Source organism: Mesorhizobium sp. M1A.F.Ca.ET.072.01.1.1 (genome assembly GCF_004023325.1).
GTDB lineage: Bacteria > Pseudomonadota > Alphaproteobacteria > Rhizobiales > Rhizobiaceae > Mesorhizobium.
The window spans coordinates 1-18,955 of sequence record NZ_RZSF01000006.1; the positions used below are offsets into that span (position 1 = coordinate 1).

The window sequence follows — 18,955 nt, forward strand, 5'->3', positions numbered from 1 at the left end:
TGCAATATCTGCGCGTCATCTTCGTTTCGGTGACGGCGGCGCTCGTCGCCAAGATGTGGGTCGACACGTCGGGCGTCGAAGTGCCGCCCATCATCTGGTTTCCGCCGATCGATCCATTGGCCTTTGGCGCCACCCTTGGCATCGCGGTCGTCGGCGGCCTGCTCGGCAAGCTGCTCAGACTGCCCTCGCCCTTCTTCCTTGGCACCTTCATCTTTGGCGCGGTAATCCATCTCGGCTTCAGCGTGCCGATGCAATTGCCGCCCTGGCTGCTGGCCGTCAGCTACGCCATTGTCGGCTGGTCGATCGGGCTGAACTTCACCCGGCCGATCCTGCGCCACGCGGCACGCGCCCTGCCGCAGATCATCGCCTCGATCGTAGCGCTGATCGCCTTCTGCGGCGGCATGGCTTTCGTCATCAGCCGCGTGCTCGGCATCGATCCGCTGACCGCCTATCTGGCGACCAGCCCCGGCGGCATGGACAGCGTCGCCATCATCGCCGCCGCCGCGCAGAACGTCGACATCTCCTTCGTCATGGCGCTGCAATCGGCCCGTTTCCTCGTCGTGCTGCTTGTTGGGCCAAGCGTCGCCAAGCTTGTGGCGCGAAACGTCAGGGACTGATCCGCGCTAACCAAGTGCATGGAGAAGCAGAGGAATTGGCCATGAACCGTCGTTTGAATGCTGTCGATCTCTCTGGCCGCGTCGGGGTCGTGACGGGCGGCGCGCAAGGCATCGGCCTTGCGGTCGCCCGACGCCTGCTGTCGTCGGGCGCAAGCGTCGCCATCTGGGACATCGACCAGGCCGCGATGGCGAGCGCTGTGGCCGAGCTTGCTCCCTTGGGCCGGGTCGAAGCCTTGCTTTGCGACCAGTCGCAGATCGAGGCCGTCGACCGCGCCGCCATCGAGACCGAGCAGGCGCTCGGGCCTGTCGATCTCCTTGTCAACAATGCCGGCATTGCCGGGCCAGCCGCGACCGTGGTGGACTATGACCCCGCCGCCTGGCGGCAGATCATCGAAATCGACCTCAACGGCGTCTTTTACTGCTGCCGACGCCTGGTGCCCGGCATGATCGCGCACAACTATGGCCGCATCGTCAATGTCGCTTCGGTGGCCGGCAAGGAAGGCAATCCCAACGCCGCCGCCTATTCGGCCGCCAAAGCCGGCGTGCTTGCGCTGACCAAGTCGCTCGGCAAGGAACTCGCCGGCCTCGACATCGCCGTCAACGCGTTGACCCCCTCGCCCGCCCGCACCCGTATCCTCGAACAGCTCACCGAGGCCCAGGTGACCTATATGCTCAGCAAGGTGCCGCGCGGTCGATTCGTCGAGGTGGAGGAGGCTGCGGCCATGGTCGCCTTCATGCTGTCGGACGAGAATTCCTTCACCACTGGCGCCACCTTCGATCTGTCCGGCGGGCGCGCGACCTACTGAGCGAGGATCGCGACAGCGCGCCCACGCCGCCATTCCACATGGCCCGAGGTGGCGGCCAACCCCGCGACGCGCATCAAAAGGGATTGTACGCCGATACTGTCGGATTGGTTCCAGCGCGCGGTCTGCTCGCGTCCGCGGAAGGAACGGCCCCAATCGGTGAGCAAGGCATCGGCGGTGAGGGTTCGAGAAAGGCCCCGGGTCGCCGGCATTGGTGGCTTCGACAAGCGGCGGATCGGGTCGGGCGCGGTCATCAGTCGATCCTGTGCATCAGGTCGTCATCGAGCCAGCGGCCAAAGAAATAGACGAGTTGCTTGTGCCACCACGGCCAGTCGTGGCTGACGTCGCCGCCCCAATAGTCGACCCAGGCCGCAATGGATTTCTCGCGCAGCACCTGCTCCAGTTCGCGCGTTTCGACGAGCATTCGTTCTTCCCAGGCGCCCTGCCCGCAGCAGAAGATCAGCCTCAGCGCCCTCAGCCGCCCGAGCAGCTTCTGGTCGACGATGCCCGGCAGATAGTCGAGCGGCGAATTGTAGAAGATGCTGCCCTCCAGCGCCCGACCGAAAAAGTCGCGGGTCGAATAGACGCCGGATAGCGAGATCACGCCGCTCGCCAGCTCCGGAAAGCGGAACACGAAATTCGACGAGTGGTAGCCGCCCATCGAGCAGCCGCAGAACAGCGGCTTGAGGGCGCGTCCGCCATTGGCCTTGGCGGCAACCGCCTGCAGCTCCGGCAGCGCCTCCTCGCGCACATAGCGGAAATAGGCTTCGTGGCGGGCGATGCGACTGATGGGATCGCCATGCTTGTCGAAGAAGGATTCCGAATCGATGCCGTCGAGCGTGAACAGCTGGATGCGGCCGGTGTCGACGAATTCGGCGAGTGCTGCGACGCCTCCCGAATCCTCGAACTGGTAAAAACGCCCCTGCGAGGTGGGAAACACCACCACCGGCCGCCCGGCATGGCCGTAGCGCTTGTATTCCATGTCGCGGCCGAGATTGCGGGCATGGGCCTTGTGATAGGAGACGTCCATCGGCTCACGCCTTTTCCGCGTGGATATAGTCAACCGCCTGACGCAGCGCCTTCTGGTCCTTCGAGCGCATCTGGTAGGCGTAGTTCCCCATGGCGCGGCTGAAAACCTCTTCGATGGCCTGATGGTGGACGATCTTGTCGCCGTAGGCGGCTAGCACGTCCTCATGGCTGTGCAAATAGTCGAGGTGCCGCTTGCGGCTGGCATAGGCCGTGAAATACTTGCCCTTGTAGGGCCCGCCGGCCACGTCCTTCACCACCATGTTGGCCCATTCGGCATAGACGTCGATGTCGAAGGTGTAGTTGATCGCATCCGTCATCCAGGCGCCTGGCGGCCGCATGTTGACCTCCAGCGCAATGATGCGCTTGTCCCTGGTCTCGAACAGTTCGATGTGGAAGAAGCGCTCGCGTACGTCGAACGCCATGAGGATCTTGCGGCCTGCCTCCTCGACCCCGGGCGTGATCTCGGGGAAGCAGGTGTAGCTCATATGGCGGTCGCGGTTGACCACCTCCATGACGCTCTGGTCGTAGCGGTGGCTCGCCGCCAGCACCACCTCACCGTCGCGGTTGACAAGCCCGTCGAAGGTTACCACCAGCCCCTCGATGAACTGCTCCATGACGAAGGTCACGCCTTCGGGCTTGTCCTTGAAGAACTGGTCGAGCTCCTTCGCGTTGGAGATCTTGAACGTGTTCGAGGCGCCGGAGCCCGAATCCGGTTTCACCACCACCGGATAGCCGACCCGGCGGATGAAGGTCATGGCGCCGGCGCGATCGGAGCATTTGCGTTGCGGGATTGTCTCGACGCCGCTCTTGCGGAAGAAGGCCCGCATGCGGCTCTTGCGCTTCAAGTTCTTCACGAAGTCGAGCTTGGTGCCGAAGATGTTGAAGTCGGTGCGGATATTGGCCTCGAGCTCCAGCCAGTGCTCGTTCAACGACTCGAAGCGGTCGATGCGGCCCCATTTGTGGATGAAATGGCCCATCGCCCGGAATACGGCATCGTAGTTCTCCATGTCCGCGACCCGATAATATTCCGAAAGCGCCGCCTTGAGCTTGCTGCTCAGCGTCTCATAGGGCGCGTCGCCGATGCCGAGCACGGTGGCGCCGGCCTTCTTCAGCCGGTCGCAGAAGTCGGCGCCGTTGGCCGGAAAATGCGGCGAGAAGAACACGAAATTCATGCACGACCTCCCCCTCGGATCAGGTCCTCCGGAAGCGAGTGTGGCGCATTTGGCCGATGCGGGGAAGAGCCGCGCCAAGGCATGCCGCGCAAAACTGTGCAGCGGTTTTGGGAAGACGATATGCATGAAACCAAAGACTTAAAGCCCCCGGCACTTGCCTCCGGATGCCCGCTCCTGTAAGAGAGCCGGCATGACCACGCGCACCCGCTCCGTCGCTTCTCCTCGCCCCGGCTTTGCCGGTGAGACCGTGCGCGCGCTTGCTTCGACCCTGCTCCTTCTCGGCCTTATTGGCGATCGCCGGGTTCGCTGAAGGAGCGCCCGGCGGTCGAAAACCGCCGCTTTGGGCGCCTGCTCCTTGGCTAGATTGGCAAGTCACATCAAGCGAACGAAACTCTTTGGTAAGGCGCCGCTCGGCACCGATCCGCCTGAAGGCGGTCCCACGAGCCGCCGGGAGAAACGACGATGAATAGAAGAGAAGCAATCCGCGCCGGCGAGGCCGAAACGGGCGCGCAAGCGCCCGGCCACATGGCCGATGCCGCCCGCAAATATCAGCCCTACCCGACCGTCAACCTCGCCGATCGCACCTGGCCGTCCAAGGTGATCGACAAGGCGCCGATCTGGTGCTCGGTCGACCTGCGCGACGGCAACCAGGCGCTGATCGACCCGATGGGCCATGAGCGCAAGGCGCGCATGTTCGCGCTGCTGCTCGACATGGGCTTCAAGGAGATCGAGATCGGCTTCCCGTCGGCCTCGCAGACCGACTTCGACTTTGCCCGCTGGTGCGTCGAGGAGGGCGGCGTGCCCAAGGACGTGTCGCTGCAGGTTCTGGTGCAGTGCCGGCCCGAGCTGATCACGCGGACCTTCGAGGCGCTCGAGGGCGCCCACCGCCCGATCGTGCATTTCTACAACTCGACCAGCGAGCTGCAGCGCCGCGTCGTCTTCGAAAAGGACGTCGCCGGCATCAAGCGCATCGCCACGGATGCCGCCAAGATGATCACCGACATGGCCGCCAAGGCCGGCGGCGGCTTCCGTTTCGAATATTCGCCGGAGAGCTTCACCGGTACCGAGCTCGAGGTCGCGCTGGAGATCTGCAACGCCGTCACCGAGATCGTGAAACCGACGGCCGACAACAAGCTGATCGTCAACCTGCCGTCGACGGTCGAGATGTCGACGCCCAACGTCTACGCCGACCGCATCGAGTGGATGTGCCGCAATCTCGACAACCGCGACAAGCTGATCATCTCGCTGCATCCGCACAACGACCGCGGCACCGGCATCGCCACCACCGAGCTTGGCCTGATGGCCGGCGCCGACCGCGTCGAGGGCACGCTGTTCGGCAATGGCGAGCGGACCGGCAATGTCGACATCGTGACGCTGGCGCTCAACATGTACACGCAAGGCGTCGATCCCGAGCTGGACTGCTCCGACATCAACCGGATGAAGGACGTCTACGAATATTCGAACCAGCTGAAGATCCCGGAACGCCACCCCTATGTCGGCGAGCTCGTCTACACCGCTTTCTCCGGCTCGCACCAGGATGCCATCAACAAGGGCATGAAGGCGCTGCGCAAAGCCAACACGCCGGTGTGGGAAGTGCCCTACCTGCCGATCGACCCCGCTGATGTCGGCCGCACCTATGAGGCGATCATCCGCATCAACTCGCAGTCGGGCAAGGGCGGCATCGCCTACGTGCTGCAGGCCGACTATGGCCTCAATCTGCCGCGCAACCTGCAGATCGAGTTCAGCCAGGACATCCAGGCGATCACCGACGCCGAAGGCAAGGAAGTGCCGGCCAAGCGCATCCACGAGCGCTTCCTCGAAGCCTATGTCGACCAGCCCGGCGCCAGGCTGAAATTCCTCGACCATCGCACCTATCCGGACACTGGGGTAAAGGGCCGTCGCGTGGTCGAGGCGGAGATCCTCGACAACGGCAAGGAAGTCACCATCACCGGCACCGGTACCGGCCCGATCGACGGCTTCGTCGATGCGCTTTCGCGCCATATCGGCGTCGACATGTCGGTGCTCGACTATTCCGAACATTCCTTGCAGCGCGGCTCGAACGCCTCGGCCATTTCCTATGTCGAGATGGAATATCCGGGCGGCAAGCTGTTCGGCGCAGGCATAAACACCAACATCGTCGCCGCCTCGCTGGAGGCCGTGGTCTCGGCCGCCAACCGCATCCTGGGCCGCAAGCCCGCCTGATTGTTCGATTGATAAAGCGTGGCCCGTTCATCGGACGTGCCACGCTTCATGGCAGGCGCGAGCCGCGTTCAAATTCGTTAACCGGCCGGTAAATTTCCCGTGGCTTACGCGATCACATAACAGAAGGTTCCTTGTGCGCTGGAGCGCGCGCTATATTATCGCGCCCTAACCTGTGCCGACTCTGAAAGGTCCGACACTTGGAGCCTGCCACGCCTGCCGCCCCCGCAGTGCGCGAGACATTGGAGCGACTGCTTGCCAGCGAAACGTTCGGACGATCCGAGCGGGCCCGCAGGCTGTTACGCTATCTCGTCGAACGTGAGCAGGCAGGCGAAGCCGACCGGCTGAAGGGTGTATCCATTGCCATGGATGTCTTCGGCAAGGACGGCGATTTCGACGGATCGACCGACGCGGTCGTCAGGGTCCAGGCGGGGCGGCTGCGCGAGCTTTTGGATCAATATTTCGCCAGCGAAGGTATTGGCGAGCCGGTGCGCATCGCCATTCCGCGCGGCGGCTATGTGCCTTCCTACGAGCTGAACGCCATACGGCTCCCAGCCGACGCCGAACCCGCGGATGCCGCCCCGATCGCCCGGCCATCCAAGCATTTCGAGAAGCCCGAGGCCGCCGCCGCTCCGGTCGACGCCGTGCCGCTGACGACGACCCCGGCACCGACCGAATCCGCGTCATTGCTGACGCGCCAGTTGCGGTTCTTCTGGGCCGCCATGGTGCTGGTCATCGCCATGCTGGGTATCCTTGTCGTCCGCCAGGGGAACGCCTTTCTTCGTGGTGACGACGCGGCCGCGCCGGTCGAAGTCGAAACGGCAGGCGCGACCGGCAGCGTCGCTTCCCAAACGTTCGACGGCCTGCCTTTGATCTACTTGGCCATCAAAGCCGACGGACCCGAGGCGGCCCGTGTTGCTTCCTCGCTGCGCGCCGGTCTCGCCGGCTTCGATACGATAGACTTCATCGGACGCGACGCCGACTCTAGGCGCAACCGTTCCGCCGATCCGATCAGCTTCGTTTTCGATCTTATCCCCGGGACAGCCGCCGGCGACGTCATGATCGAGCTGCAGAGCGTCGCGACGGGACGGGTTCTCCTGTCACGCAACCTGACACCGGCCGAAAGCGCGCCTGGTGCGGTCGAAAGCAACATCGCCAATCTCCTGACCTCTACCGTCCCCGCTTCGGGCGCTATCTACAGCTATATCGACCAGAGCGATATCCGGACCAGCCAGATAGGATGTCTGGTGCTCGACGACCTCTACTATCTCGACCAGAGCGCCAAGGCGCACGAAGCTGCGTATCGCTGTCTGGAGAAGCTGGTCAGGGAAAGCACCAAATCATCGCTCGTCTACTCGGAACTGGCTTCCCTGCAACTGGAAGCCGTCAACAACCGCTACGCCTATCCGCCCGGCGCAACGGTCGAGCAGGCCATGTCGTTTGCCCACCGCGCCATTCAGATGGCACCGATGAGCCCGCACGCGCATCGCGCCTATGGCTACCTCAACTCGCGCCTCGGCAACACCGACGAAGCGATCCGCTGGATGCGCAAGGCTTATGAGCTCAACCCCTACGATCTCGGCATGGCCGCCGCTTATGGCTATGGCCTGATCTTCGCTGGCAGATACCAGGAAGGGACGCCGATCCTGGGCCATGCCGTCGAGGCCTTCGGCGGTCATCCGACCTGGTGGGACTATGGCCTGTTTGTCGGAGCCTTCATGCAAGGCGACACCCAGAGGGCAGCGATTGCCAGCGAGTCGCTGCGGACCACCGCGTCCAAGTCGCATTATTTGGCGGCACGCCTGATCGGCGCCAAGATCTCAGGCCGCGACAAGCTCGCAAACGAATTGGCGAACGAGCTCACGGCCGAATTCCCGAAATTCGCCGCCAATCCGCGCGCCACTTTTGTTGACAGGAAGTACCCCGCCGATCTCATCGACCGGCTGGTGCAATCCTTGCGCTCTGCGGGCATCGGCAATCCGAGCTGAGCGAACGTGGAGCATTCGCTGACGCGTGCGAGCCTGTTGAATTCGCTCGCCGGATCTGCTCGGCACAGCGGGCGTCGACACTCAACGAGTCTTAGGCCTGCTTACGCGTTCGATTGGGGCGCGCACGGCGAATTCGCGAAGATTTTACTGGCTATCGACCTGCTCAGGGAGCAATTCAGCCACAATCTTGAATTGCCCCTCATACTGCTTCACAGCCAACAATCTCGATGTTTAACTCTCTTCACGTCGCCGAAAGCGGTGCTGGCTCGAAGACGATCGTCTTTCTGCACGGCTTCGGCGCTTGCCATTCGATCTGGCGCGACGTGATTGCGGGATTGACGCCCGATGTGAGGACACTGGCCTACGACCTGCCGGGCCACGGAAACTCCCTGGAGTGCCAGGCGGCAGGAGTCAAGCAGGCCGCTGGGGTTATCCTGACCGATCTGGGCAAGCGCCGCCTGGGCAAAGTTCACGTCGTCGGCCATTCCATGGGCGGCGCGATCGCGACATTGATGGCATCTGCCGATCCCGAAAGGGTGGCCTCGCTGACCTTGCTGGCGCCCGGCGGCTTCGGCCCCGAGATCAACGGTCCGTTGCTGCGGCGCTATGCGGCCGCGGCCGATCGAGATGAGATCCGCGCCTGTCTTGCCGCCATGTCGGGGCCGCAAAGTTCTCCTCCTCAACACGTGGTGGAGGCGCTGTGCGGCATGCGCAAACGGCCGGGCCAGTTGCGGACCCTCGTCGGTGCTGCAGCCGTGATCACCAGGGAAGACCGACAAGGTATCATCCCGAGCGAACGGCTGGAAACCCTGAGCATGCCGGTGATGGTGCTTTGGGGAACGGACGATCCCGTCCTGCCCGTCGCCCAGGCCGAGGACTTGCCGCCGCGTTTCCACCTGCACCACGTGCTGGAGGCGGGCCACATGCTGGTCGAGGAGGCGCCTGACCTGATTGCAGAGGCCGTGCGCCGCAACACGCGTCGCCGCAGCAGAATCCAGAGACCGGTGTTCAGCGCAGCCGCAAGCTGAGCCCATCTCGCAGTGCATTTTGCCGGCGACTGTGTTAACTCGCTGTTTACCAACAGCGAGGCAGCGCCATGAAGGATGCAGGCGACAAAATCACCCCGATCGAGCCATCGCGAAAGCTCGCGGACGCGATCCGCGACGTCAAGAACGCCTTCGCCGACCGCGATGATGTGGTGGTCGACATGCGCGAGGCGCACCGCATGCGGCTCGAGTTGCTGGCCGCGGAGCTCGCCCCCGTTTTCGCCGACGTGCCGGCGGATATCGACAATTTCGACTTCGCCGTCTCCTCCGGCCTGCAGCCGCGGCTGTGGGTCGATGCCGTGAGCCATGTCGCCATGGGGCGGGATCGCCGCACCTTCCGCTTCCTTAAGGACACGCGCATCGGCCGCGTGGTGCTGGCCGAATCGACCGACATGAAGCCCGTCGCCGATGCCGTTACGCGATACGTGGCCGAGCGTGTCGTCGAGCGGCAGCGGATGATGGAAGGCGCGGTCGAGAGCGCGGTGACTGGCCTGCATCGAGCCGAGGTCCGGGAAGCCGAGCCGCCCTTGCAGGCTGCAACGCGCCGCAACGGCTGGACGACCTTCTTCGCCGGCCTTGGCTTGATCGCCGCCGGCGCCCTGGTCGGCCTGGCGGTATCGCTGGTGCTGTTCTGGGACCGCATCGCCCAGATGAAGATCAGCTTCTGACGACGGGCTCGCGCACCACCGGCATATCGGCACCGAGCTCGATCACCTGAATGTCCGACGGCGGCAGTGCCGGACCGGTCAGGCCGCGCCGTGTCAGGCGGATGGACCAACCACCTTTTTTTCCGCCGATCTCGAACAGATTGTACTGAGCGGCGGGATGATCGCCGCCCGGCGCCTGGCCGGCGGCGGCCACGCCGACCACCGGCACCTTGGCGCCGCGCGGACCGATGGTGAACAGCGAAGGCAAGTGCGAGTGGCCGTGCAGCACAAGCTCGGCGCCATACCGGCGAATGACTTTGTGGAAGCGCGCGATACCGAACAGCCGCTTATGCTGCGAGACCGCGCCACGCACCGGCGGATGATGGATCATGATGGCGCGAAACAGCCCCTGTCTGGCCGTCGCGTCGAGGATGTTGCCGAGCCGCTCCGCCTGGCCCTCCATGAAGAAGCCGTTGGCCATGAAGGGCGCCGTGGCCCGCGCCGTCGTGACGCCGATCAGAGCGACATCACCGCGAACCCGCAAATAGGGAAAGGAATTACGGTCGATTGGGCTGTTGATGCCGTCGCCCGTCATCCACGGCGCCCATGACCGGCAGACCTTGTCGAAGGCGCCCGGCACATAGGCATCGTGATTGCCCGGCACCACGGATACGTCATTCGCAGAGCCCAGCGTCTCCAGCCAATGTTTCGCCATCTCGATCTCGCCATCGAGCGCCAGGTTGACGAGATCGCCGGTGACCGCGAGGTGGTCGGGGGCGTTGGCTTTGATATCGCCGACAATCGTGTCGATCACCGCATCGTGCATATGACGGCGGCGGTTGCGCTGCCAGTTGACGTAACCCAGCACGCGCTTGGACGCGAGATCGCGATAGGTTACATCGGGCAGCGGCCCCAGATGGACATCGGAAATATGTGCAAGCCTGAGCATAGCCCCTTCTTAAGCGACCCGGTCCGGGCTTTCTACTCAACGTTTCCTGTCCGCTCGCGGTTTCGTGGATGACTGGCGCCGATCCGGAACAGGCGTTCCGCCAGACCGGCTGGGCGGGACTGCGGGCAAGGCTGTTCCATCTCTATTTCCTGCTGCGGCGCCCGATGACGCTTGGCGTGCGCGGCTTGATCTACGACCGCGCATCCAACTCCGTCTTCCTCATCCGCCACACCTATGTTCCGGGCTGGCAGTTGCCTGGCGGCGGCGTCGAGGTCGGCGAGACGCTTGTCGAGGCGCTGGCGCGCGAGCTCGCCGAGGAGGGCAACATCGCGTTGACGGCTCCGCCGGTGCTGAGATCGATGCACTTCAACCGTCGCGCCAGCACACGCGACCACGTCGGCCTCTATCTGGTCGAAGCCTTCAACCAGACGGCGCCGAAATCGGCGGACCATGAGATCGCCGAGGCCGCGTTCTTTCCGCTCGACCGTTTGCCGGCAGATGCGACGCCGGCGACGCGACGTCGGAATGCCGAAATTTTCGGCGGCGAGCAGGTCTCGGCCTACTGGTAACTCATGCCGCCTTCCTGAACCGGCCGCGATCATGTGGCGCGGCATAGTCGAGTTCAGGTCCCACCGGGATGATCCCCGTCGGATTGATCGATTTGTGGCTGCCGTAGTAATGCGACTTGATGTGATGCAGGCTGACCGTGCCTGACACGCCAGGCACCTGGTAGAGGTCGCGCAGATAGTTCGACAGGTTCGGATAGTCGGCGACCCGGCGCAGATTGCATTTGAAGTGGCCGACATAGACTGGATCGAAGCGCACCAGCGTGGTGAAGAGCCGCCAGTCGGCCTCGGTGATCCGCTCGCCGACAAGATAGCGCTGCTTTGACAGCCGCTCTTCCAACGTGTCGAGTGCGGCGAACAGCTCGCCGAACGCTTCCTCATAGGCTTCCTGCGAGGTGGCGAAGCCGGCGCGATAGACGCCGTTGTTGATCGCCGGATAGACCAGCGCATTGATCCTGTCGATCTCGGAACGCAACGCCTGCGGATAAAAGTCCAGGCTCGCATCACCCCATTCGTCGAAGCCGGAATTGAGCATGCGGATGATTTCTGACGACTCGTTGCTGACGATGGTTTCCTGCCTTTTGTCCCACAGCACCGGTACGGACGCGCGGCCCGAATAGCCGCGATCGGCCTTGGCATAGATCTGGTGCAGGAAGTCGAGGCCGTAGAGCGTGTCGCCGGTCGCGCCGTCCTCGGCTGTGAAGGTCCAGCCGTTCTCGCCCATGAAATGGTGCACCACGGAGACGGAGATGATGTCTTCCAGCTTCTTCAAGACGCGGAAGATCAAGGTCCGGTGCGCCCAGGGGCAGGCGAGCGAGACGTAAAGGTGATAGCGCCCGGGCTCCCCCTTGAAACCGCGTTTGCGCCCTTGCGCCGGCGCACCGTCGCGCGTCACCCAGTCGCGCCATTGCGCTTCGGCACGCACGAACCTGCCGCTGCTGTCGGCAACGGTCGAGCGGTCCTGCCATTTGCCTTCAACCAGCAATCCCATGCGAAATCTCCCTGCGGTTCCAACAGACATCTAGGCGCTTACCCGAAATCTCGAAGCCCCCAGGCGCTGAACAGTTCGTCAAACGGCGAAAAGAAAGGTGAAAAGCGCCGATTGCAGCCGGGAACAATTGATGCTAGCGGAAGCGCCCATGTTTGACTTTGCCACGATCCGGTTCGACCGACGACGAAAGGACGCCCGCGCTTGATGAAGCGCTGACTGGCGAACGCTGCCGCTTGCAGCAAACCTTTCCTCGCATACCGGAACGCAAAGACCATGAGCCTTGCCGACGTGAAATATCTGCCGGAGACCCCGGCGCACGATCCTGAAATCGAAGCCATCAACGACGAGGCCTTCGGGCCCGGCCGTTTCGTGCTGGCCGCCTATAAGATCCGCGAGGCTGGCGGGCACGACCGCTCGATGTCCTTTGTCGCCCTCAAGGGCGAGACGGTGATCGCCTCGGTGCGCATGACGCGCGTGACGGCAGGCGCCGGACGCGCCATGATGCTCGGCCCGCTTGCCGTCCGGCCCGCCTTCAAGAATCTCGGCATAGGCCGCAGGCTGGTCGCGATCGCGCTCGAAGCCGCCGCGAAGGCCGGCGCGCCTGCCGTCATGCTGGTCGGTGATGAGCCCTACTACGGGCCGCTCGGCTTCAAGCGCTTCCCGCGCGGGCAGATCACCATGCCGCGTCCGGTTGATCTCGACCGGCTGCTCCATCACGAAATCAGGCCTGGCGCGGTGGCCCGGTTAGTCGGTGAGGTCTGTCATGCTGATACGGCGCGGATTGCCGACCTGGCCCAGGTCGCGGTCCGCGCCTCGGCCAATCCGCAGTCCTCGATCGATCCGGTCATTCAGGTTGCGCCGCAGCAGCGCGCTTCGTAGCATGATCCGAAATTCTGGGAGGACGCCGGCATGACCCCGAACGGCCAGATCGCGATCGTCACTGGCGGTGGCTCCGGCCTTGGCGAAGCGACGGCGCGCGCCCTTGCCACCAAGGGCGCCAAAATAGCGATACTCGATATCGGTATCGATCGCGCGGCCAAGGTTGCCGCCGATATCGGCGGCATCGCGGTTCGATGCGATGTCAGCAGCGCAGACAGTGGCAGCGCGGCGATCGCCGAAGTGGCGGCAAAGCTCGGCGAACCGCGCATCCTGGTCAATTGCGCCGGCATTGCCATTGGAGTGAAGACGGTCGGCAAGGATGGCCCGCACCCGCTGGATCAATACCGCAAGGTGATCGAGATCAACCTGATCGGCACCTTCAACATGATCCGCCTGGTCGCCGACCGGGCGGCGAAACTCGACCCGCTCGCCGGCGGCGAACGCGGCGTCATCGTCAACACGGCGTCGGTCGCCGCCTATGACGGCCAGATCGGCCAGGCCGCCTATTCGGCGTCCAAGGGCGGCGTCGTCGGCATGACATTGCCGGTGGCGCGCGACCTGGCGCGCTCAGGCATTCGCGTCTGCACCATCGCCCCAGGGATCTTCAAGACCCCGATGATGGCCGGCATGCCGCAAGAGGTGCAGGATTCGCTCGGCGCTTCGGTGCCCTTCCCGCCTCGCCTCGGCGAGCCCTCCGAATATGCAGCACTCGCGTTCCACATCATCGAGAACCAGATGCTGAACGGCGAGACCATCCGTCTCGACGGCGCGATCCGCATGGCGCCCAAATAAAAGGAAATGAGCACGCCGCCGACAGCCGCCGACAAGACAGGACCGTTGGCTGGCCTCAGGCTGATCGAGATGGCGGGCCTCGGCCCGGTGCCGCTCGCCGCCTTGATGCTGTCGGAGATGGGCGCAGACGTCCTGCGCATCGAGCGGGCGGACGCCAAAGAGCCGCTTCTGTCCTTGCCCGAGGCCCACGACCTCGACCGCCACGGCCGCTCCATCCTCAGGCTCGACCTGAAGCGGCCGGACGGCGCGGAGCTTCTGCTGCGCCTTGCGGAAAAGGCCGACGTTCTCATCGAAGGTTTTCGCCCAGGCGTCATGGAGCGGCTGGGCCTCGGGCCTGATGTCGTGCTGGAAGGCAATCCTGCGCTGATCTACGGCCGCCTCACGGGTTTCGGCCAGGACGGGCCGCTATCGCGCCGCGCCGGTCATGACATCACCTACCTCGCCTATGCCGGCCTGCTGCATGCCGTCGGCCGGCAGGGAGCGCCGCCCGTGCCGCCGCTGAACCTTGTCGCCGACCAGGGCGGCGGCGCCATGATGCTGATCGCCGGCGTGCTGGCGGCCCTGTTCCAGCGCTCGCGCACCGGCAAAGGTCAGGTGATCGATGCCGCCATGGTCGAGGGTGCATCGATGCTCGCGGCTCCGATCCATGCCTTCATGGCGGCCGGCCTCTGGAGCGAGCGACGCGGTGAGAACCTGCTCGATTCCGGGGCCCCCTTCTACGACGTTTACGAGGCGGCGGACGGACGGCATGTCGCCATCGGCTGCCTCGAACCGCAATTCTTTGCCGAGTTCGCCCGATTGTTGCCGCTCGACCGGCGTTTTGTCGGCGGTCAATATGACAGGACATCGTGGCCCGACATGCGCGCTGCCATTGCCGCGAGAATCAGAGCGAAGACACGCGACGAGTGGGCCGAGGTGTTTGGACCGACCGACGCGTGCGTCGCTCCGGTCCTGTCGCTGACCGAAGCCAGGGATCATCCGCAGAGCCGCGCCCGGCAAAATTTTGCAAGATCGGGCGAGCTCGAACGTCCGACGCCGGCGCCGCGCTTCTCCAACGCCGCGTCGCCGCTCGCCGCGGCGCCCACGGTCGCCGACCGCCGGCATTCGGCTGTGCTGGCACGCTTCGGCATCGACGAGACTGAAATTGAAGCCCTTGTCAGGTCCGGCCTGTTTGGCCGATAGCCGGAGAGTAGAAATCAACTTATCGCGGTGAGCGCTGTGACCGAGACCAGGAAGGATGTCATCCGCGAGACCGACACCGAGGCCGTCAGGCTGGCGAAGACTCTGGTCCGCTCGGCCCGCTTCGGCGCTCTGGCGGCGATTCAGCCCGGCACCGGGGCGCCGCTGGCAAGCCGGGTCGGCGTGGCGACCGACATCGACGGCGCGCCGCTGATCCTGATCTCGATGCTGTCGGCGCATACCGGCGCGCTTCTCGCCGACCCGCGCTGCGCGCTGCTCGTCGGCGAACCCGGCAAGGGCGATCCGCTCGCCCATCCCCGCATCTCGCTAGTATGCCAGGCGCTGCGGCTGGAGCGCGGGTCGGCGGGTCACGCCCGCGCCGAACGGCGCTATCTCAACCGCAATCCGAAGGCGAAACTCTATGCCGGGCTCGGCGACTTCTCGATATTCCGGCTCGAGCCCGAGCGCGCCAGTCTCAATGGCGGCTTCGGCAAAGCCTATCTTCTGGATCGCGCCGACCTGATCGCCGGCGGCCCGATCGTCGAGGAGTTGGCGGCCAGCGAACAGTCGGCGCTTGACCACATGAATGCCGACCATCGCGATGCGCTTTGCATCTATGCGCGCCATTTCGGCCAGGCCGAAGGCGATGGCTGGATCGCCACAGGCTTCGATGCGGACGGCATGGATCTGGCCTCTCCGGATGCCACCTGCAGGGTCTTCTTCCCTCGGCCTCTCGGCACTGCCGGCGAGTTGCGGTCCGTGCTGGTCGAGATGGCCAGGGCCGGCCGCGCCGCAGGCCGGCACAGTAGCGAAAGTTAATCGTCCCGGATCGAAAGCAACTCTTGAGATTTAGGTAAAATGATCTACCTTTTGTTGCAGCGCCGATTCAGCGGCGCTCCCTGACCTGAATATCGTGGAAATCAGCCGCCATTGCCCCCATGGCAGCTGGATGAGCCAGAAAACATGGGGGATCCATGATCTCAAGCAAGCTAGTCGCCAACGCCGAATCGGCTGCCGCCTTTCTGACGCTCATGGGCAATGAAAAGCGGCTGCTGATCGTCAGCTATCTGATCGAGGGCGAAATGTCCGTCGGCGCCATCGCCGAGAAAGTCCAGTTGAGCCAGTCCGCTCTGTCGCAGCATTTGGCCAAGCTGAGAGCGCTTGATATCGTCGAGACGCGCCGCGATCGCCAGATGATCTATTATTCCTGCAACTCCGACGCGGTACGCGAGCTGCTTCGCACGCTGGAAGGCATTTTCGGCGACGGCGACCTGTCTCAGATGGCCTACAGGATGCGCCGCGCCGGGACTTGACCCGGGCTCTGCAAAGCCCCTTACCTTGCTGACGATCGTTCGCCGGCGAGATTTCTATGAACCTCATCCCTGTCGACGACCCGCGGGATCCGCGTGTCGCCGCCTATCTCGATATCCGCGAGTGCGATCTCGTCGGCCGACATGGGCGCTTCGTCGCCGAAGGCAAGGTGGTGCTGGATCTTCTGCTGTCGGCCGGACGCTTCGCGGCGGAATCGGCCCTCATTCTGGAGAACAGGCGGGCGGGCCTCGAAGGTGTCTTGCGCAAGGCGCCAGCCGACCTCCCGATCTATGTCGTAAACGGCGACGTCATGGACCGGATCGCCGGCTTCCACATGCATCGCGGCGTATTGGCGATTGGCATTCGGGGCTCTCCTCAACCGGCCGAGGTGCTGCTCGAAACCTTGCCGGCAAGCGCATTGGTCGTGGTTCTGGTCGGCATATCCAATCATGACAATATGGGCTCGATCTTCCGCAACGCCGCAGCCTTTGGCGCGGACGCCGTGCTTCTCGATCCCACCTGCTGTGATCCGCTTTACCGCAAGGCGATCCGCGTTTCGGTCGGCGCGGCGCTGAAGGTGCCCTTCGGATCCTTCGACAATGCGATGAGCTTGACCGCAACGCTTGACCGGATGGGTTTCGCCCAGTTCGCGCTCTCGCCGCGCGGCGAAACGGACATCGGCGCTGCGGAAAGAACGTCTCGGCTGGCCCTCTTTCTCGGCACGGAAGGCGAAGGCCTGCCCGAAACCCTGCTCAGTCGCCTGCGGACCGTACGGATCGGCATGGCGGAGGGATTCGACAGCCTGAACGTTGCAGCCGCATCGGCCATCGCCCTGCATCACTTCTCGAAACGATAGCGGCGCAGGACCAAGACGCTCCGCTCGCCACGGCATTCGGATCAGTTGCTTGCGTTGGCCTTCTGCAAGGCCCTGACACGGTCCGCGAGGCTGATGCCGCGCTCGCCGATATCTTGCCGCTCGTCGCGAGGTGTCGCCAAGGCCTTGGCGATCGGCGAATCCGGCCCTTCCAGCCTCATCGTCAGGTTGACGACCTCGGCTGCCAGTTCGTTCATTTGTTCGCGAAGCGCCGCACCGGCGCGCGGTGCCTCGGCTGCCTGTTCGGGCTGTGCCGTTTCGAGCGCGGCAAGATCGGTCTTGAGCCGCTTGTTCTCCCGCGCAAGCGCCGTCAGCCGCGCCTCCAGCCGCTCGCGATCGCCTTCGAGCTTGGCGATGGCATTGTCGATCCCTTGGACTTCGTCGGCCTTGTGCGTTCCGCCATTTACCGCATGATCTTTGCTTGGACGTTCGCGCATCCGCGCAAGCTCCTTTTCGCGCCTGTCCAGCTTTTCCTCGCGGTCGGCAAGGGTTGCAAGCAGCCGTTCGACCTTCTTGTCCAGCTCGGCTGTCCGCTTCTTCTCCGCCTTGAGCGCGTCCCTGGCGGCTTTGCTTTCCGCTGCCAGTTCCTGATTGCGCCGGTCCGCTTCCTTGCGCTGGCTGCGCAGCACCGCAATGTCATTGGCAAGCTTGTCCAGTTCCGATTCGCGGGCCACGAGCTCGATCTGGCGGTTTGAGGAAGAAAAGCTGGCTTCGTCATACATCTGCTCGAGCTTTTGCAGCTCCAGCGCGCGCTTCTCCAGCGAGCGCTCCGCCTGCGCCAGCTTTTCCGTAAGCTTGTGCAACTCTTCCTCGCGCAGCCTGAGCTCCGCGTTCTTGGCCTGCAGATCGGAAAGCGCCTGAGTCTTGTCCTTCTTCTCGGCCGCCAGTCCCTTCAGGGCCTCCTGGGCGCGGCCGATCTCGACCAGTTGCTCGGCCACCTTTTCCTTCAGATTTTTGATGTTCATCTCGAGTCGGCGCGTGTTCATGGCGAACTCGGCGCGGATACGGTCCTTCTCGGCCAGCATCTCGGCAGGCGTCAGCGGCATCGAGGCCTCAAGGCGCCGGCGTGTCAACACGACGGCCCGCCGCCAGACGGCCGGCGCGATCAGCGACACCAGAAAGGCCGCGCAGAGGAAGCCGAGTGCGAAGAACAGGATCGACTGGACCAAGGTGGACTATCCGTATGCGAGGCGGCAACCCGCCATGCCGACTGTGCCACCTTGGCATGGCGGAAATCCAGCGCCGCGGCAAGAGCACGCTGCGGCACGATCAGTCTTATCCGAGCGGCTGTGGCAATCCTGTCCGGTCAGAACGGATTCCACGTCGCCCGCTCGGTCAGCTTCAGATAGCCGAGATTGACGCCGAGCCGGGCACCGACCCCGGTGCGGATCGGAACGAGCAGCACTCTGTTGCTTTGCAGCACGTTGAAGCCGACGCCCGCCACGACGTAAGCCGATCCGGCGACGCCGCCGAAGCGGTTGTAGAGGCTGCTGATATCGTCGAGATTGTAGACCAGCATCATCACGCGCGAGCCTTCGCCGCCGAAATCCCAGCCGAGCGATGGGCCTTGCCAGAACACCTTATGGTCGCCGGCGTTCTTGGTGTACAGCGTGCCCTCGCCATAGGTCAGGCCGCCGATCAGCGCGCCGGATCCCTCCTCGCCGAGCAGATAACCGTTTGGCAGGCCGTAGGACGCGAACACCTTTTCGACCACGGTGGCGAGGCCTCCCGACGTCGCGCCGAAGAACTTGTGGCCGGAATCGACAATCTCTTGCGCGGTGTATTCCTGGGCCCGCGACGCCGAGGTTGAGAGGATGAGAGCACCCGAGAGGGCGATCGTCATGGTGAGGACGCGGACGAACATCCGGTCAAAGAATCGGGAAAACATGCTTCCAATCTCCGTCAGGGAGCAC

20 protein-coding genes are annotated in these 18,955 nt (G+C 64.1%); 13 read left to right on the top strand and 7 right to left on the bottom strand.

Annotated elements, in window-relative coordinates:
• The coding region (locus EOA32_RS01725; protein WP_189406818.1) for an AbrB family transcriptional regulator at positions 1–617 on the top strand (617 nt) is incomplete at its 5' end.
• Between the two features lie 53 nt (positions 618–670).
• Positions 671–1,423: an SDR family NAD(P)-dependent oxidoreductase gene (locus EOA32_RS01730; protein ID WP_128370694.1), complete on the top strand. Its 753-nt coding sequence runs from the start codon at positions 671–673 to the stop codon at positions 1,421–1,423.
• On the opposite strand, the gene EOA32_RS38330 is transcribed toward EOA32_RS01730, so the two are convergent.
• From EOA32_RS38330 to EOA32_RS01745, 3 genes are read right to left on the bottom strand one after another with little or no spacing between them, the layout of a single operon-like run.
• On the bottom strand, positions 1,417–1,674 hold the full coding sequence (locus tag EOA32_RS38330) for a hypothetical protein (RefSeq protein ID WP_189406819.1): 258 nt from the start codon (positions 1,672–1,674) through the stop codon (positions 1,417–1,419). The two genes, EOA32_RS01730 and EOA32_RS38330, sit on opposite strands and share 7 nt — an antisense overlap.
• A complete protein-coding gene (locus tag EOA32_RS01740) occupies positions 1,674–2,450 on the bottom strand; it encodes an alpha/beta hydrolase-fold protein (protein ID WP_128370668.1) in 777 nt (258 codons plus the stop codon). The genes EOA32_RS38330 and EOA32_RS01740 overlap by 1 nt, the downstream gene beginning before the upstream one ends.
• Before the next feature lie 4 nt (positions 2,451–2,454).
• Complete coding sequence (locus EOA32_RS01745; protein WP_128370669.1) at positions 2,455–3,621, bottom strand: ATP-grasp domain-containing protein; 1,167 nt, start codon at positions 3,619–3,621, stop codon at positions 2,455–2,457.
• A gap of 525 nt (positions 3,622–4,146) precedes the next feature.
• Here EOA32_RS01745 and leuA point away from each other — a divergent pair.
• The 4 genes from leuA (at position 4,147) to EOA32_RS01770 (ending at position 9,522) form a co-directional block, all read left to right on the top strand.
• Positions 4,147–5,823 (top strand): 2-isopropylmalate synthase, encoded by a 1,677-nt coding sequence (leuA, locus tag EOA32_RS01755; RefSeq protein WP_189406825.1) that lies wholly within the window; start codon positions 4,147–4,149, stop codon positions 5,821–5,823.
• Between the two features lie 197 nt (positions 5,824–6,020).
• On the top strand, positions 6,021–7,808 hold the full coding sequence (locus tag EOA32_RS01760) for a tetratricopeptide repeat protein (protein WP_128370671.1): 1,788 nt from the start codon (positions 6,021–6,023) through the stop codon (positions 7,806–7,808).
• Positions 7,809–8,035: 227 nt separating this feature from the next.
• Entirely contained in the window at positions 8,036–8,836 is an 801-nt protein-coding gene (locus EOA32_RS01765) for an alpha/beta fold hydrolase (protein WP_128370672.1), read from the top strand.
• 68 nt (positions 8,837–8,904) lie between these two features.
• Complete coding sequence (locus EOA32_RS01770; protein ID WP_095801707.1) at positions 8,905–9,522, top strand: hypothetical protein; 618 nt, start codon at positions 8,905–8,907, stop codon at positions 9,520–9,522.
• Here EOA32_RS01770 and EOA32_RS01775 read toward each other — a convergent pair.
• On the bottom strand, positions 9,512–10,450 hold the full coding sequence (locus EOA32_RS01775; RefSeq protein WP_128370673.1) for a metallophosphoesterase: 939 nt from the start codon (positions 10,448–10,450) through the stop codon (positions 9,512–9,514). The two genes, EOA32_RS01770 and EOA32_RS01775, sit on opposite strands and share 11 nt — an antisense overlap.
• A gap of 68 nt (positions 10,451–10,518) precedes the next feature.
• Here EOA32_RS01775 and EOA32_RS01780 point away from each other — a divergent pair, with 68 nt between their 5' ends.
• Positions 10,519–11,019 (top strand): NUDIX domain-containing protein, encoded by a 501-nt coding sequence (locus EOA32_RS01780; protein WP_128370674.1) that lies wholly within the window; start codon positions 10,519–10,521, stop codon positions 11,017–11,019.
• A gap of 1 nt (position 11,020) precedes the next feature.
• On the opposite strand, the gene EOA32_RS01785 is transcribed toward EOA32_RS01780, so the two are convergent.
• A complete protein-coding gene (locus EOA32_RS01785; protein ID WP_128370675.1) occupies positions 11,021–12,007 on the bottom strand; it encodes a glutathione S-transferase family protein in 987 nt (328 codons plus the stop codon).
• Between the two features lie 273 nt (positions 12,008–12,280).
• Between EOA32_RS01785 and EOA32_RS01790 the strand changes: the two genes are divergently transcribed.
• The 6 genes from EOA32_RS01790 to EOA32_RS01815 all read left to right on the top strand — a co-directional run bounded on the left by EOA32_RS01790 (position 12,281) and on the right by EOA32_RS01815 (position 17,024).
• Positions 12,281–12,886, top strand: coding sequence for an N-acetyltransferase (locus EOA32_RS01790; protein ID WP_128370676.1), 606 nt, complete (start codon positions 12,281–12,283; stop codon positions 12,884–12,886).
• A 30-nt stretch (positions 12,887–12,916) separates the two neighbouring features.
• Positions 12,917–13,678 (top strand): 3-hydroxyacyl-CoA dehydrogenase, encoded by a 762-nt coding sequence (locus EOA32_RS01795; protein ID WP_128370677.1) that lies wholly within the window; start codon positions 12,917–12,919, stop codon positions 13,676–13,678.
• Positions 13,679–13,684: 6 nt separating this feature from the next.
• Positions 13,685–14,860, top strand: a complete 1,176-nt coding sequence (locus EOA32_RS01800; RefSeq protein ID WP_128370678.1) for a CaiB/BaiF CoA-transferase family protein — start codon at positions 13,685–13,687, stop codon at positions 14,858–14,860.
• A 36-nt stretch (positions 14,861–14,896) separates the two neighbouring features.
• Positions 14,897–15,676: a HugZ family protein gene (locus EOA32_RS01805; RefSeq protein WP_128370679.1), complete on the top strand. Its 780-nt coding sequence runs from the start codon at positions 14,897–14,899 to the stop codon at positions 15,674–15,676.
• Between the two features lie 155 nt (positions 15,677–15,831).
• Positions 15,832–16,170, top strand: a complete 339-nt coding sequence (locus EOA32_RS01810) for a metalloregulator ArsR/SmtB family transcription factor (RefSeq protein WP_066994170.1) — start codon at positions 15,832–15,834, stop codon at positions 16,168–16,170.
• A 56-nt stretch (positions 16,171–16,226) separates the two neighbouring features.
• Positions 16,227–17,024 (top strand): RNA methyltransferase, encoded by a 798-nt coding sequence (locus EOA32_RS01815; protein WP_128370680.1) that lies wholly within the window; start codon positions 16,227–16,229, stop codon positions 17,022–17,024.
• A gap of 41 nt (positions 17,025–17,065) precedes the next feature.
• Here EOA32_RS01815 and EOA32_RS01820 read toward each other — a convergent pair whose 3' ends face one another.
• Together EOA32_RS01820 and EOA32_RS01825 are read right to left on the bottom strand one after the other, a co-directional pair.
• Positions 17,066–18,211: a hypothetical protein gene (locus EOA32_RS01820; protein ID WP_128370681.1), complete on the bottom strand. Its 1,146-nt coding sequence runs from the start codon at positions 18,209–18,211 to the stop codon at positions 17,066–17,068.
• Between the two features lie 137 nt (positions 18,212–18,348).
• A complete protein-coding gene (locus EOA32_RS01825) occupies positions 18,349–18,885 on the bottom strand; it encodes an EipA family protein (RefSeq protein WP_245299591.1) in 537 nt (178 codons plus the stop codon).
• Between the last annotated feature and the right edge of the window lie 70 nt (positions 18,886–18,955).

Bases quoted from the DNA above. Each gene is read 5' to 3' on its own strand.
- EOA32_RS38330 (WP_189406819.1), bottom strand. From the start codon at position 1,674: ATGACCGCGCCCGACCCGATCCGCCGCTTGTCGAAGCCACCAATGCCG.
- EOA32_RS01740 (WP_128370668.1), bottom strand. From the start codon at position 2,450: ATGGACGTCTCCTATCACAAGGCCCATGCCCGCAATCTCGGCCGCGAC.
- EOA32_RS01745 (WP_128370669.1), bottom strand. From the start codon at position 3,621: ATGAATTTCGTGTTCTTCTCGCCGCATTTTCCGGCCAACGGCGCCGAC.
- leuA (WP_189406825.1), top strand. From the start codon at position 4,147: ATGGCCGATGCCGCCCGCAAATATCAGCCCTACCCGACCGTCAACCTC.
- EOA32_RS01765 (WP_128370672.1), top strand. From the start codon at position 8,036: ATGTTTAACTCTCTTCACGTCGCCGAAAGCGGTGCTGGCTCGAAGACG.
- EOA32_RS01770 (WP_095801707.1), top strand. From the start codon at position 8,905: ATGAAGGATGCAGGCGACAAAATCACCCCGATCGAGCCATCGCGAAAG.
- EOA32_RS01775 (WP_128370673.1), bottom strand. From the start codon at position 10,450: ATGCTCAGGCTTGCACATATTTCCGATGTCCATCTGGGGCCGCTGCCC.
- EOA32_RS01780 (WP_128370674.1), top strand. From the start codon at position 10,519: ATGACTGGCGCCGATCCGGAACAGGCGTTCCGCCAGACCGGCTGGGCG.
- EOA32_RS01785 (WP_128370675.1), bottom strand. From the start codon at position 12,007: ATGGGATTGCTGGTTGAAGGCAAATGGCAGGACCGCTCGACCGTTGCC.
- EOA32_RS01790 (WP_128370676.1), top strand. From the start codon at position 12,281: ATGAGCCTTGCCGACGTGAAATATCTGCCGGAGACCCCGGCGCACGAT.
- EOA32_RS01795 (WP_128370677.1), top strand. From the start codon at position 12,917: ATGACCCCGAACGGCCAGATCGCGATCGTCACTGGCGGTGGCTCCGGC.
- EOA32_RS01800 (WP_128370678.1), top strand. From the start codon at position 13,685: ATGAGCACGCCGCCGACAGCCGCCGACAAGACAGGACCGTTGGCTGGC.
- EOA32_RS01810 (WP_066994170.1), top strand. From the start codon at position 15,832: ATGATCTCAAGCAAGCTAGTCGCCAACGCCGAATCGGCTGCCGCCTTT.
- EOA32_RS01815 (WP_128370680.1), top strand. From the start codon at position 16,227: ATGAACCTCATCCCTGTCGACGACCCGCGGGATCCGCGTGTCGCCGCC.
- EOA32_RS01825 (WP_245299591.1), bottom strand. From the start codon at position 18,885: ATGACGATCGCCCTCTCGGGTGCTCTCATCCTCTCAACCTCGGCGTCG.